The 13,791-nt window shown below is 68.2% G+C and carries 11 protein-coding genes; 9 read left to right on the forward strand and 2 right to left on the reverse strand.

The genetic code is table 11. The features are described from left to right. The first annotated feature begins 445 nt into the window (after positions 1-445). The 4 genes from OM513_RS03975 (at position 446) to OM513_RS03990 (ending at position 6,298) form a co-directional block, all read left to right on the forward strand. Positions 446-1,696, forward strand: a complete 1,251-nt coding sequence (locus OM513_RS03975) for an N-acetylmuramoyl-L-alanine amidase (RefSeq protein ID WP_264942822.1) — start codon at positions 446-448, stop codon at positions 1,694-1,696. A 92-nt stretch (positions 1,697-1,788) separates the two neighbouring features. Then, the gene (locus OM513_RS03980; RefSeq protein ID WP_264942823.1) at positions 1,789-4,302 is read left to right on the forward strand and encodes a penicillin-binding protein 1A; all 2,514 of its coding nucleotides are present in this window, start codon (positions 1,789-1,791) and stop codon (positions 4,300-4,302) included. 122 nt (positions 4,303-4,424) lie between these two features. Next, positions 4,425-5,552, forward strand: a complete 1,128-nt coding sequence (gene prfB, locus OM513_RS03985; protein ID WP_264942824.1) for a peptide chain release factor 2 — start codon at positions 4,425-4,427, stop codon at positions 5,550-5,552. Then, positions 5,552-6,298, forward strand: coding sequence for a class I SAM-dependent methyltransferase (locus OM513_RS03990; RefSeq protein WP_406701256.1), 747 nt, complete (start codon positions 5,552-5,554; stop codon positions 6,296-6,298). The genes prfB and OM513_RS03990 overlap by 1 nt, the downstream gene beginning before the upstream one ends. A gap of 30 nt (positions 6,299-6,328) precedes the next feature. On the opposite strand, the gene OM513_RS03995 is transcribed toward OM513_RS03990, so the two are convergent. Continuing rightward, on the reverse strand, positions 6,329-6,730 hold the full coding sequence (locus OM513_RS03995; protein ID WP_264942825.1) for a JAB domain-containing protein: 402 nt from the start codon (positions 6,728-6,730) through the stop codon (positions 6,329-6,331). A 192-nt stretch (positions 6,731-6,922) separates the two neighbouring features. On the opposite strand from OM513_RS03995, the gene OM513_RS04000 reads away from it, so the two are divergent. The 4 genes from OM513_RS04000 to OM513_RS04015 are packed head-to-tail and all read left to right on the forward strand — an operon-like array spanning position 6,923 to position 10,347. Next, on the forward strand, positions 6,923-7,717 hold the full coding sequence (locus OM513_RS04000; RefSeq protein ID WP_264942826.1) for a thymidylate synthase: 795 nt from the start codon (positions 6,923-6,925) through the stop codon (positions 7,715-7,717). Next, positions 7,714-8,190 carry a dihydrofolate reductase gene (locus tag OM513_RS04005; RefSeq protein ID WP_264942827.1) on the forward strand — a complete coding sequence of 159 codons (477 nt, stop codon included), beginning with the start codon at positions 7,714-7,716 and terminating at the stop codon, positions 8,188-8,190. The genes OM513_RS04000 and OM513_RS04005 overlap by 4 nt, the downstream gene beginning before the upstream one ends. After that, positions 8,187-9,356 carry a dipeptidase gene (locus tag OM513_RS04010; RefSeq protein WP_264942828.1) on the forward strand — a complete coding sequence of 390 codons (1,170 nt, stop codon included), beginning with the start codon at positions 8,187-8,189 and terminating at the stop codon, positions 9,354-9,356. Before OM513_RS04005 ends, OM513_RS04010 begins: the two co-directional genes overlap by 4 nt. Before the next feature lie 52 nt (positions 9,357-9,408). Then, a complete protein-coding gene (locus OM513_RS04015) occupies positions 9,409-10,347 on the forward strand; it encodes a bifunctional riboflavin kinase/FAD synthetase (RefSeq protein ID WP_264942829.1) in 939 nt (312 codons plus the stop codon). Here the strand turns inward: OM513_RS04015 and OM513_RS04020 are convergent. After that, positions 10,332-10,799, reverse strand: coding sequence for a tryptophan-rich sensory protein (locus OM513_RS04020; RefSeq protein WP_264942830.1), 468 nt, complete (start codon positions 10,797-10,799; stop codon positions 10,332-10,334). The genes OM513_RS04015 and OM513_RS04020 overlap by 16 nt on opposite strands. Before the next feature lie 130 nt (positions 10,800-10,929). Here OM513_RS04020 and ileS point away from each other — a divergent pair, with 130 nt between their 5' ends. Continuing rightward, positions 10,930-13,791 (forward strand): isoleucine--tRNA ligase, encoded by a 2,862-nt coding sequence (gene ileS / locus OM513_RS04025; protein ID WP_264942831.1) that lies wholly within the window; start codon positions 10,930-10,932, stop codon positions 13,789-13,791.

Consider the following 13,791-nt stretch of genomic DNA (forward strand, 5'->3'; position numbering starts at 1 on the left):
CGCCGGCGGAAATCCCGCGGGTTTCAAGAAATGCCTCTGCTGCCCGGGCACGTCCGGGCGCCTGGCCCGGATGCTCCACCGCCACCGCGCCGCCGGCCGAACGGGCCGGACAATGCGGTCTGGGGGGAAATTGCCTCATGCAGCGTCAACCTGAAAAGTTTCGCGGGCCGAATGTGGCCAGCGCGTGCGGCCGGCGCAAGCCGGGGCACATGCGCTGCCTAGCATCCCGCCGCCGGGGCGGCAACCGCACCGCGCCGAATTGTCGCGCGGGGTTCCGGAGAATCCCTGAAAGCACGAACCCTTAGCGTGACGTTCCCGGATCGATTCGGACCCGGAATCAAATCATGACTGATGCAGGATTAACCGCCCTGCTTCACCGCGGTTTGAGGGCCAGGCCCCTACAGCGGCACCGTCAGGGCTTCTTTTAGAGCCGAGTAAACCGAGTATGCATTTAGGCTGGACCCCCCGCCAGCCTGCGCGGCATATCGCGCGGGTGCTGTTCCTTCTCGCCTTGCTTTCCGGCTGGTTGACCGGAGTACCAAGCTGGGCGGGTGCGGTGCAGGAGATCAGTGTCAAGGGTGACCGCGTGGTCATCCGTTTCGACGAGCCCGTGGCGCGTGCGAGCGCGTTCGTGCTGGCCGGGCCGGATCGGATCGCGGTCGATGTCGCCGGAGCGGCGCCGGGCGGCAGCGTGCGTGCCGGCGGTTCGGTGACGCGCGTCCGCCAGGGCGTGCAGGACGGCGGCAACGCGCGCATCGTCCTGGATCTCGCGCGGCCGGCGATCGTGACCGAAGGCCGCTTCGGCAAGGACGGCACCACCCTCACGCTTGCGCTGCGCCCGGTGGACAACGCCAGCTTCGCGCGCGCTGCGGCGGAGGGGCGGATGAGCTTCCTGCCGCCCTTCAGCTATTTCCAGCCGGTGCAGCGCAGCCGCTACAGCGAGCGCGTCAACGTGCCGCCGCGGGTGGCTCCGGCCGCGCTGCCGCGCATCTATGGCAACGACGCCAGCCGTCCGCTGGTGGTGATCGATGCGGGCCACGGCGGGCATGATCCCGGCGCGATCGGCCCCAACGGGCTGCGCGAGAAGGACCTGACGCTGCGGGTCGCGCTGGCGATCCGGGACGAACTGCTCAAGTCGGGCCGGGTGCGCGTGGCGCTGACCCGCGAGGACGACCGCTTCCTGATCCTGCAGGAGCGCTTCGGCCTGGCACGCAAGCTGGGCGCCAGCCTGTTCATCTCGGTCCATTGCGACAGCGCGACCAGCGCCGAAGCATCGGGCGCCACCGTCTATACCCTGTCCGAAGTGGCATCCGACAAGGAGGCCGCCCGCCTGGCCGCGCGCGAGAACAAGGCGGACATCCTGGCCGGCGTGGACCTGGGCGGTACCAGCCCCGACATCTCGTCGATCCTGATCGACCTGACCCAGCGCGAGACGATGAACATGTCCGCCAGCTTTGCCCGGCTGCTGGGGCGCGAGGCGATGCCGCTGATCCCGATCAAGGACAATTTCCACCGCATGGCATCGCTGATGGTGCTCAAGGCGCCGGACATGCCGAGCGTGCTGTTCGAGACGGGCTATATCTCCAACGCATCGGACGCCCGCTTCCTGGCTTCCGAGGAGGGGCAGCGCCGGGTGGCGGCGACGGTGCGGCGCGCGGTGGAGATCCATTTCGCGACGCGGATGGCGTCGCGCTGATTCTTCCGGCGACGCCGGAGCGGGCAGGCTCCGCTCCGGCGTTGCGCGCTGCCGCTGGAATCCGCATCGAATCCTGCTAGACCCCCGCCATCATGGCCGAAGCCGACCTCAGCAGCGTAAAGATGCGCATCACGCGCGAGATCGGGGGGCTGCGCGGCTGGTACGACAGCGTCCGCTACAAGCTGTGGTTCCGGATCCTGTCCTGGCTGGCGCTGCTGGCCGGCGCCTTCTTCTTCCTGCTGTGGTTCTTCGTCGCGCGGCACCTGCCCTCGGTCGACACGCTGCGCCATTACGAGCCGCCGCTGCCCACCTATGTCCGCTCGATCAGCGGCGAGCCGATCCACAGCTATGCGCGCGAGCGCCGCGTCCAGCTCAGCTACGCCGAATATCCGAAGCCGCTGGTGTTCGCCTTTCTGGCGGCGGAGGACCGGACCTTCTTCGAGCACCACGGGCTCGACTTCCCCGGGCTGGTGCGCGCCGCGCTGGACGGGATCACCAGCGGCAGCACGCCGCGCGGCACCTCCACGATCACGCAGCAGGTGGCCAAGAACCTGGTCGTCGGCAACGAGGTCAGCTACCTGCGCAAGCTGAAGGAGGCGATCCTCGCCTGGCGAATCGAGGATACGCTGACCAAGCAGCAGATCCTGGAGCTGTACCTCAACTCGATCGAGCTCGGCCGCAACGCGGGCGGCGTGGACGCCGCCAGCCACGCCTATTTCGGCAAGGAGCTGAAGGACCTGAGTCTGGAGCAGATGGCCTATCTGGCGATCCTGCCCAAAGGCCCGGCCAATTACGATCCCGAGCGATTCGGCGAACGCGCGCTGGAGCGGCGCAACTGGGTGCTCAGCGAGATGCTGCGCAACCGCTTCATCGATCAGGCGCAGTATGACGATGCGGTCAACAAGCCGCTGGGCACCGTGCCGCGCCAGACGCCCAAGTTCGAGCGCGTCGGCGGCTATTTCGTCGAGGAGGTGCGCCGCCAGCTTATCGACAAGTTCGGCGAGAAGGCCGAGGACGGGCCGTACAGCGTCTATTCGGGCGGGTTGTGGGTGCGCACCTCGCTCGATCCCAAGCTCCAGCAATATGCGCAGAAGGCGCTACGCGACGGGCTGATCCGGTTCGAGCGCGGGCGCGGCTGGTCCGGCCCTATCGCGCATGTCGAGATCCGCAACGGCGCGTGGCAAAGCGCGCTGCTGAACACCAACATCGGCCTGGATTACGAGGACTGGCGCGCGGCGATCGCGATCGAACGCACCGGCGACGTGTGGAAGATCGGCTTCGACGACGGCAGCACCGGCGGCCTGCCCAAATGGGCGGCGGCGATGCAGGTGCGCGGCCAGGGCGCGCAGGCGTTCGGCGCGATCAAGGCCGGGGACATACTGGCGGTGGCGCCCGAGGGCGGCGCCTTCGCGCTGCGCAGCATTCCCAAGGTTTCGGGCGGCATGGTGGTGGAGGATCCACGCACCGGCCGCATCCTGGCGATGCAGGGCGGGTTCGATTCGCGCATCCAGAGCTTCAACCGCGCCACCCAGGCGCAGCGCCAGCCGGGATCGACGATCAAGCCGCTGGTCTATGCCGCCGCGCTGGAACAGGGGATGACGCCCGCGACGATCATCGTCGATGGCCCCTTCTGCGTGTGGCAGGGCGCGCAGCTTGGCCAGAAATGCTTCCGCAACTTCGGCGGCGGCGCGGGATCGGGGCCGCACACGATGCGCTGGGGCGTCGAGCAATCGCGCAACCTGATGACCGTCCAGGCCGCAAACCAGGTCGGCATGGAGCATGTCGTCGACCTGATCCAGCGCGTCGGCGTGTCGAAGCGGAAGTACGATCCCTATCTCTCCTACGCGCTGGGCGCGGGCGAGACGACCGTACTGCGCATGGTGAACGCCTATTCGATCCTGGTGAACCAGGGCCGCGCGCTGAATCCCACGCTGATCGATTTCGTCCAGAACCGCCGCGGCGAGGTGATCTGGCCTGAGAACTGGCGCGCCTGCGAAGGGTGCAACATGCCGGATTGGGACGGCAAGCCGATGCCCCGCCCGGCCCCCCGCGCACGCCAGGTGGTGGACGCGCAGAGCGCCTATCAGATGGTGCATATCACCGAAGGCGTGATCCAGCGCGGCACCGCCACCATCCTGCGCGACCTGAACCGCCCGCTGATGGGCAAGACGGGCACCACATCCGGCCCCACCGACGTGTGGTTCGTGGGTGGCGCGGCGCAGATGCTGGCCGGGCTCTACATCGGCTATGACACGCCGACCAACCTGGGCGGCTATGCCCAGGGCGGATCGATCGCGGCGCCGATCTTCAAGGATTTCGCGGTCAAGGCCTATGAGGGGCTCGACAGGCTGCCCTTCGTCGCCCCGCCGGGCATCCGCATGGTGCGCATCGACCGGGCGAGCGGCCGCCGCGTCTATGGCGGCTGGCCGGGCAACGATCCGATGTCGTCGGTGATCTGGGAAGCCTTCAAGGCCGAGAGCGAGCCCGATCGCACGGCCGGCCAGGAGGAGACCGCGCCCAAGGTCGAGGAGAAGAAGCGCGTCGAGCGCCGCAACGACGCGCCCAAGGACGACGAGTTCCTGCAGCGCGAGGGCGGCATCTATTAGCCGCGGCGCACCGCATCGCGCCCGCGCTGGGCTTTCGGCATCTTCCTAAGCCCTTGCGCGCCTGATAGTGGCCGCCAACCTATTGCGTGTCCGCCCCCGCGGACCGACCCGGAGTTTTCGTGATGCGCGCCGAAGCGCAGGCCTATGCCGACAAGATCACCGAGGCGCTGGCGCTGCTGCGCCGCTCGCTCGACTGGGACCGCGCGCTGCGCCGGCTCGACGAGCTGAACGCGCGCGTCGAGGACCCCGACCTGTGGAACGACGCCAAGCAGGCGCAGGACGTGATGCGCGAACGCCGCCGGCTGGACGAGGCGATCACCGCCACCCGCGCGATCGAGAGCGAGCTGAACGACACCGTCGAGCTGATCGAGCTGGCCGAGGCCGAGGGCGACGAGGAGATGGCGGCGGACGGCACCGCGGGCCTTTCCGCGCTGGCCGAGCGCGCCGAGCAGGACAAGGTGAAGGCGCTGCTTTCGGGCGAGGCCGACGCCAACGACACCTATCTGGAAATCAACGCCGGCGCCGGCGGCACCGAAAGCAACGACTGGGCGGAGATGCTGCAGCGCATGTACACGCGCTGGGCCGAACGCCATGGATACAAGGTCGAGCTGGTGGACTATCATGCCGGCGAACAGGCGGGCATCAAGTCCGCCACGCTGCTGATCAAGGGCGAGAACGCCTATGGCTATGCCAAGACCGAGAGCGGGGTACACCGGCTGGTCCGCATCAGCCCGTTCGATTCGAACGCGCGGCGCCAGACCAGCTTCGCCAGCGTGTGGGTCTATCCGGTGATCGACGAGAATATCGAGGTGGAGATCAACGAATCCGATCTGCGCATCGATACCTATCGCGCGTCGGGCGCGGGCGGGCAGCACATCAACACCACCGATTCGGCGGTGCGCATCACCCACCTGCCCACCGGCATCGTGGTGCAGTGCCAGAACCAGCGCAGCCAGCACAAGAACCGCGCCGAGGCCTATAACCAGCTCCGCGCGCGCCTCTACGAACGCGAGCTGGCGATCCGCGAGGCGCAGGCCAATGCGGAGAACGCGACCAAGACCGACATCGGCTGGGGCCACCAGATCCGCAGCTATGTCCTCCAGCCCTATCAGCTTGTGAAGGACCTGCGCACCGGCGTCGCCTCCACCGCGCCATCGGACGTGCTGGACGGCGCGCTGGATCCCTTCATGGCCGCCGCGCTCTCGCAGCGCGTGACCGGCGAGCAGGTCGTTGTGGAGGACGTGGATTGATGCGCCGGATGCCGTTCCTGCCGCTGGTGCTGCTGGCGTTGCTCGCTTCGTGCGAGGGCGGACCGGCCAACGCATCGCGCGAGCGGCAGGAGGGGCATGTCGGCTTCCCCGCGGCGGACCGGCCGGTGGCCGAGATCGTTTCCGCCCGCTGGTCTAGCGAGGAAGCGCGCGACCGCGTGAACGAGGCCGAGGAGGTGATGGACCGCGCCGGCATCAAGCCGGGCATGACCGTGGCCGATATCGGCGCGGGCGAGGGCTATTACACGATCCGCCTGGCGCAGCGCGTGGGCAAGGAAGGCCGCGTGCTGGCCGAGGATATCATCCCCGACGTGCGCGACGCGCTGGCCACGCGCGTGGCGCGCGAGCGGCTGAACAACGTCAGCGTCGTGCTTGGCCTGCCCGCCGATCCGCGGCTGCCGGAGAACAGCTTCGATCGCGTGCTGATGGTCCATATGTACCATGAGATCGGCGAGCCTTATGAGTTCCTGTGGCGGATGCGCCCGTCGCTGCGCCCCGGCGGGCAGGTGATCGTGGTCGACGCCGACCGGCCGACCCAGCACCACGGCACTCCGCCCGAGCTGCTGAAGTGCGAATTCGCGGCGGTCGGCTATTCGCTGGTCTCGATGGAGAAGATGCCCAAGGCGGGCGGCTATATCGCGATCTTCCAGGCCAGCGGCGAACGCCCCGAGCCGCGCACGATCAAGGCGTGCAAAGGCCCCACCCCCGCCACCGGCAAGGCGGGCTGAGGTCAGCCCCATCCGTTCGCGCGGGGTTTCCTAAAGCAGCCCCAGCGTGCGGAAGCTGGTGACGCCGCCTTCGGCCAGCACCAGATGATCCATCAGCCGCACCCCCAGCGGATCGAGCGCGCCGGCCAGCCGCCGTGTGGCGGCATGATCGGCGTCGCTGGGCGTGGGATCGCCGCACGGGTGATTGTGGGCCATCACCAGCGCCTCCGCGCCGAACGCCAGCGCGTCGGCGGCCACTTCCCGGATCGTCATGTCCAGCCCGTGCGCCGATTCGGAGCGGCGCTGGCGCAGCCCGAGCAGATGGCGGCCCCGGCCCAGGTCCGCGCCCAGATAGGCGAAGGCCAGCACCTCCACCGGCTCGCGCGCGATCGGCGCGAAGAGGCGCGCGGCTTCCTCGGGTCCGGCGAGCGTGCGGGGCGGGGGCTGGGTCATGCCGCCGAGGCTGCCACCGCCGCCGCCCGCGCCGAAGCGCTACCGGGTCCGATGCGGCGGCGGGTTGCTCCGTTCCGGAGGAATCATGCCCGTCCGAACGTCTGCTTGGCGCGTGGCCGCACCGGGGCTAGGGTCCTGCCCTGCTTCGTTGAATCGGTTCAGCCTGGCTGAGACAGAATTTAGAGCCCGCCCATGCAGCAATATCTCGACCTGATGGCCCGCGCGTTGAACCATGGCGCGGAAACCATGGACCGCACCGGCACCGGCACGCTGAGCGTGTTCGGCCATCAGATGCGCTTCGACCTGTCCGAAGGTTTTCCGCTGCTGACCACCAAGAAGCTTCACCTCCGCTCGATCGTGATCGAGCTGCTGTGGTTCCTGCGCGGCGACACCAACGTGCGCTGGCTGCAGGAGCGCGGCGTGAGCATCTGGGACGAATGGGCCGATGCGAACGGCGATCTCGGCCCCGTCTATGGCAAGCAGTGGCGCGACTGGGCGGCGCCGGACGGCACCCATGTCGACCAGATCGCGGAGCTGATCGGGATCATCCGCACCAATCCCGGATCGCGCCGCCAGGTGGTGAGCGCGTGGAACCCCGGCGAGCTGGGCGCGATGGCGCTGGCGCCGTGCCATTGCCTGTTCCAGACCTATGTCGCGAACGGGCGGCTCTCGCTCCAGCTCTACCAGCGTTCGGCCGACATCTTCCTGGGCGTGCCGTTCAACATCGCCAGCTATGCGCTGCTCACCCATATCCTGGCGCAGCAATGCGGGCTGGAGCCGGGCGAGTTCGTATGGACCGGCGGCGATTGCCACCTCTATTCGAACCATCTCGATCAGGCGCGCGAGCAGCTATCGCGCAAGCCCGGCGCGCTGCCGCGGCTGGAGATTCTGCGCCGCCCGCCGTCGATCGACGCCTATGAGTTCGAGGATTTCCTGATCCATGGATATGAGGCCCAGCCGCACATCAAGGCGCCGGTGGCGGTGTGATCAGCTTTCACCTGGCGCGCGCCGCGAACGGCGTGATCGGCCGCGAGGGCAAGCTGCCCTGGCATATCCCGGCGGACCTGAGGCGCTTCAAGGTGGAGACGATGGGGCGGCCGATGGTGATGGGCCGCAAGACCTTCGACAGTTTTCCCGCGCCGCTGCCTGGGCGCCGCCACATCGTGCTGACGCGCGATCCCCGCTGGAGCGCGCCGGGGGCCGAGGCGGCGCATTCGATCGATCAGGCGCTGGCGCTGGCGGGCGGCGACGCGGCGGTGATCGGCGGCGCGGAGATATTCGCGATGTTCCTGCCGATGGCGGACCGCATCGAGCTGACCGAGGTGCATGGCGATATCGCAGGCGATGCGATCGTCCCGCCGTTCGATCCGCTTGCATGGCGCGAGACGGCGCGCGAGGATTTCGAAAGCGAAGCGGGGCGTCCCGCCTACAGCTTCGTCACCTTGGAGAGGGTGCGATGAAGAGGCTGCTGATCTGGACCGGCGTGCTGCTGTGCGCGGGCGCGCTGATATTCTTCGGGCTGGCGCCCGCGCTGATCGAATCGGGGATGAACCGCGTGGTGAGCACCACCATGCCCAAGGTGACCGATGCGACGCGCAAGCTGCACGCATCGCTCCAGATCGCGGACATGCACGGCGACACGCTGATGTGGCGGCGCGACCTGCTGGCGGCGGGCACGCGCGGCCAGGTGGACCTGCCGCGGCTGCAGCAGGGCAATGTCGCGCTCCAGATATTCTCCTCGGTCACCAAGACGCCGAAGGGGCAGAATTACGATTCGAACTCGGCGGACGGCGACAACATCACCCCGCTGGTGATCGCCCAGCTCCAGCCGGTGCGGACCTGGGGATCGCTGCTCGAACGATCGCTATGGCACGCCACCAAGCTGGATCGCGCGGCGGCCGGATCGGGCGGCCGGCTTCGCGTGATCCGCACGCCTGCGGACCTGGACCATCTGCTGGCGCAGCGCGCGGCGGGATCGCGCGTGGTGGGCGGCATGCTCTCGATCGAAGGGCTCCAGAATCTGGAGGGCAAGATCGGCAACCTCGACATCCTCTATGGCGCGGGTTTCCGCATGGCGGGGCTGGCGCATTTCTTCGACAATGAGGTCGCCGGATCGATGCACGGCGAGAAGAAGGGCGGGCTGACCCCGTTCGGCCGCCAGGTGATGGCGCGGATGGAGCAGATCGGCATGGTGGTCGACATCGCCCATTCCAGCCATGCGGCGGTGGCGGAGATTCTGGCGCTGGCCCGCCGCCCGGTGGTTTCCAGCCACGGCGGGGTGCAGGCCACCTGCAAGGTGAACCGCAACCTGACCGACGACGAGATCCGCGGCGTGGCGCGCACCGGCGGCGTGATCGGCATCGGTTACTGGGATGCCGCGATCTGCTCCACCGCCCCGGCCGAGATCGCGCGCGCCATCGCCTATGTCCGCGATCTGGTGGGGATCGATCACGTCGGGCTGGGATCGGATTTCGACGGGGCGGTGACCACCGGATTCGATACCTCGCAGCTTGCCGCCGTAACCCAGGCGCTGGTCGATCGCGGCTTCACGCCGGAGGATATCCGCAAGGTGATGGGCGGCAATGTGCTGCGCGTGCTGCGCGCGGGGATCGTGCCCAGGGGCTGACGCCCCCGCGGGGATTTGATTGCGGGACGGCGCGTGCCTATACGCCCGCGCCATGGAGCGGCTGGACAGCGGCTCGGCGGTTCCGGGGCGCTTGCGCGGGGGGATCGTCGCGCTCGGCAACTTCGACGGATTTCACCTCGGCCACCAGGCGGTGGTGGGCCGCGCCGTGGCGCGCGCGCGCGCCGAGGGGCGGCCGGCGCTGGTCGCCACCTTCGATCCGCATCCGCAGCGCTTCTTCCGCCCCGATTCCGACTGGTTCCGCCTCACCACGCTGGATCAGCGCGCGCAGCTGATCGCGGATGCCGGGGCGGACGCGATGTACGTCTTCCGCTTCGATTCCGAACTGGCGGCGCTGGGCGCGCGGGCCTTTGCCGAGCAGCGGCTGGTGGCCGGGCTGGGCGCCGCGGGCGTGGTGACCGGGGACGATTTCACCTTCGGCCGCGGGCGCGAGGGCGATGCCGCGGCGCTTGCCCGGCTAGGCGCGGAGCTGGGCTTTTCGGCCGAGACGGTGCCGCCCGTGGCGCAGGACGGCGCGATCATCTCCTCCAGCCGCATCCGCGATCTGCTTCGCGCGGGGCGCCCGCGCGAGGCGGCGGCGCTGCTGACGCGCCCCTTCGCGATCGAGGGCGTGGTGGAACATGGCGCCAAGCTGGGCCGCACGCTGGATTTCCCAACCGCCAACCTGCGTATGGGCAATTACCTGCGGCCGGCATATGGCATCTATGCGGTGCGCGGGCGGCTGCCCGGCGGGCGCGTCGTGGACGGGGTGGCGAACCTGGGGCTGCGGCCCAGCTTCGATCCGCCGGTTGAGCTGCTGGAGCCGTTCTTCTTCGATTTCTCGGGCGATCTCTATGGCCAGACGATCGAGGTCGAGCTGATCGAATATCTGCGGCCCGAGGCCAAGTTCGATTCGCTCGACGCGCTCAAGGCCCAGATGGACCGCGATGCCGAGGCGGCGAGGGCGGCGCTGGCGGATCAGGCCAGGAAATAGACGCAGGCGACATAGCCGAGCCAGCATGCCATCGGCAGGATCGCCCAGGCTGCCGCGGGCACGCGCCGCCCCATCGCCAGCATCACCGCCACCGTCGCCGCCAGCGTGACCGCCGTGCCCGCCGCGCCCAGGCCCGAATCGGTGAACAGCCCGGTGTAGACCGGGAAGGCCAGCCCCAGCAGCGCCAGCCAGGCCGGCAGCCAGGATCGCCCGCCGCGGCCGCCGCCGCGCAGATACAGCCAGCGCGACATGCCGAGCAGCGCGAACAGCACCACCCACACGCTGCCCACAACCGCGCCCGGCGGCACCCATTGCTGCTGCGCGGGGGTCAGATCGCTGCGCGCGGCACCCAGGCCGAAGATGATCGCATTGCCGATCACCACCGCCGCCACGGGCAGCGCGATATTGGCCCACAGGCCGCGGGTGCCGGTATCGTCCAGGGTTGTCGCCATGGGCTCTCCTCTCGCTGATCCGCTAAACGCCTGGCGCGCTCAGCCTATCCTCACGCGATCGGATTGGTACATATCAGGAACAACTCCCGCTTTGCAACGCTTGGGCAGAGTCGCTAATCCGCGCGGACCCATGAGCGACGCAAAAGAATCTCCGCGCGACTGGCGCGACACCGTCTTCCTGCCGAAGACCGAGTTCCCCATGAAGGCCGGGCTCTCCGAAAAGGAGCCCGCCATCCTTGCGCGCTGGGAGAAGATCGGGCTGTACCAGCGGCTGCGCAGCGAACGCGCCGGGCGCACCCGCTTCCTGCTCCACGATGGCCCGCCCTATGCCAATGGCGACATCCACATGGGCCATGCGATGAACAAGGTCCTGAAGGACATCATCGTCCGTTCGCAGACGCTGATGGGCAAGGACGCGCCCTATGTTCCCGGCTGGGATTGCCACGGCCTGCCGATCGAATGGAAGATCGAGGAGGCCTATCGCGCCAAGAAGCTGAACAAGGACGAGGTTCCCCCGGCCGAGTTCCGCGCCGAATGCCGCGCCTATGCCGCGAATTGGGTGGGCGTGCAGCGCGAACAGTTCAAGCGGCTGGGCGTGCTGGGCGATTGGGAAGACCCGTACCTCACGATGAATTTCGACAGCGAGGCGATCATCGCCGGCGAGCTGTTGAAGTTCGCGATGGAGGGCCAGCTTTATCGCGGCGCGAAGCCGGTGATGTGGTCGCCCGTGGAAAAGACCGCGCTGGCCGAGGCCGAGGTTGAGTATGAGGACGTGGTGTCGACGCAGATCGACGTCGCGTTCGAAATCGTGGAGGCGCCCAACGCGCCCGGACTGGTCGGCGCGCATGCGGTGATCTGGACGACCACGCCGTGGACGATCCCGGTGAACCAGGCTTTGGCGTACGGGCCGGACATCACTTATGTGATGGCGCCGGACGAGGAAGGCCGGATGGTCATCGTCGCTGAGCAACTGTTCACTGAGTTTCAAAGGCGACGTGCGGGCAAGAACGGCCTTCAGGCGTTCGGTCAATTCAAAGGTTCCGACCTCGCCGGTGCCGTCGCCCGTCACCCGATGCACCATCTCGGCGGCTTCTTCGCCAAGCCGCGTCCGTTTCTGCCGGGTGATTTCGTCACCACCGATGCGGGTACCGGCCTTGTCCATATGGCGCCGGACCATGGCGAGGACGATTTCCTGCTGTGCAAGGCGCATGGGATCGATCCGGTGTTCGCGGTCGAGGGTGACGGCAGATATCGGGACGACTGGTTGTGGCCCGAGGACAAGTCGCTCTCGGTCATCAACAAGAAGTTGGTCGCGCCGGACGGGCCGATCTGTAACGATCTGAGGGACGTGGGTGCCCTGCTTTCCGCGCGCAACGACGAGAGCACCCGGCACAGCTATCCCCATAGTTGGCGTTCCAAAGCTCCGATCATCTTCCGCTGCACGCCGCAATGGTTCATCCCGATGGACAAGCCTGCGGGCAATGTCGCGGTGGACGTGCCCGCGCCGATGGGGATGGGCGTGCCGATGCAGACGGGCAACGGCCCCACGCTGCGCGATCTGGCGCTGGACGCGATCGCGCGCACGCGCTGGGTGCCCGAGAAGAGCCGCAACCGCATCCATGCGATGGTGGAGGGCCGCCCGGACTGGGTGATCAGCCGCCAGCGCGCCTGGGGCGTGCCGATCGCGCTCTACGTCAACCGCCAGACCGGCGATTACCTGCGCGATCCGGAGGTGAACGCGCGCATCCTGGCCGCCTTCCGCGCGGGCGGGGCCGACGCATGGTTCGCCGCCGACCACCAGGCGCTGCTCGGCGAAAAATACGATCTCGCCGATTATGAGGTGATCAACGACATCCTGGACGTGTGGTTCGATTCGGGCAGCACGCACGTGTTCACGGTCGAGGCGCGCTATGGCGAGGGCGTGCGCGCCGACCTGTATCTGGAAGGATCGGACCAGCATCGCGGCTGGTTCCAGTCGTCGCTGCTCGAAAGCTGCGGCACGCGCGGGCGGGCGCCCTATGAAGCGGTGCTGACGCACGGCTTCGCGCTCGATTCGCAGGGCAAGAAGATGTCCAAATCGCTCAAGAACGTCGTCGATCCGCTGAAGGTGATCGACGAGAGCGGGGCGGACATCCTGCGCCTGTGGGTCGCGCAGACCGATTATTTCGAGGATGTGCGTATCGGCAAGGAGGTGCTGGCCGGCACGTCCGACGCCTATCGCAAGCTGCGCAACACCTTCCGCTACCTGCTCGGCGCGCTCGACGGCTTCACCGATGCGGAGAAGCTGCCGGTGGCGCGGATGCCGGAGCTGGACCGCTATATCGTCCACAAGCTGGCGGCGCTGGATACCGAGCTGCGCGCGGCGGCGGAGGCGTTCGAGTTCAACCGCTACAGCCGGGCGCTCACCGATTTCGCGAACGAAGACCTGTCCGCCTTCTATTTCGATATCCGCAAGGACTGCCTCTATTGCGACGCGCCCGCGGACCCGAAGCGGCGCGCGTACCGGACGGTGCTGGACCTGCTGTTCCACGCGCTGGTGCGCTATGCCGCGCCGATCCTGAGCTTCACCGCCGAGGAGGTGTGGCAGGCGCGCTATCCGGACGAGGACAGCTCGGTCCACCTGCTCGAATGGCCGGAACTGCCGCATCTGGCGACCGACCTGCTCGCCGCCGAATGGGAAACGGTGCGCCGCGTGCGCGAGGCCGTGACCGAGGCGATCGAGCCGCACCGGCGCGCGAAGGCGATCCGCTCCAGCCTGGAGGCGGAGGTGACGCTGCACCTGGAGCCCGAGATCGCGGTGCGCGTCCAGCCGCTGGACATGCAGGAAATCTGCATCACCTCCACCGTCCATTATGGGGACCCGGCGAACGGCGAGGGGCTTGCCACGGTTCGGCCCACGGGCAACCATAAATGCGGCCGATGCTGGCGGCATCTGCCGGAGGTTGCCGAAGACGGCGCGCTGTGCGACCGGTGCGCGGGGGTTGTGGGCTGA

The organism is Sphingomonas canadensis, assembly GCF_026013525.1.
GTDB lineage: Bacteria > Pseudomonadota > Alphaproteobacteria > Sphingomonadales > Sphingomonadaceae > Sphingomonas > Sphingomonas canadensis.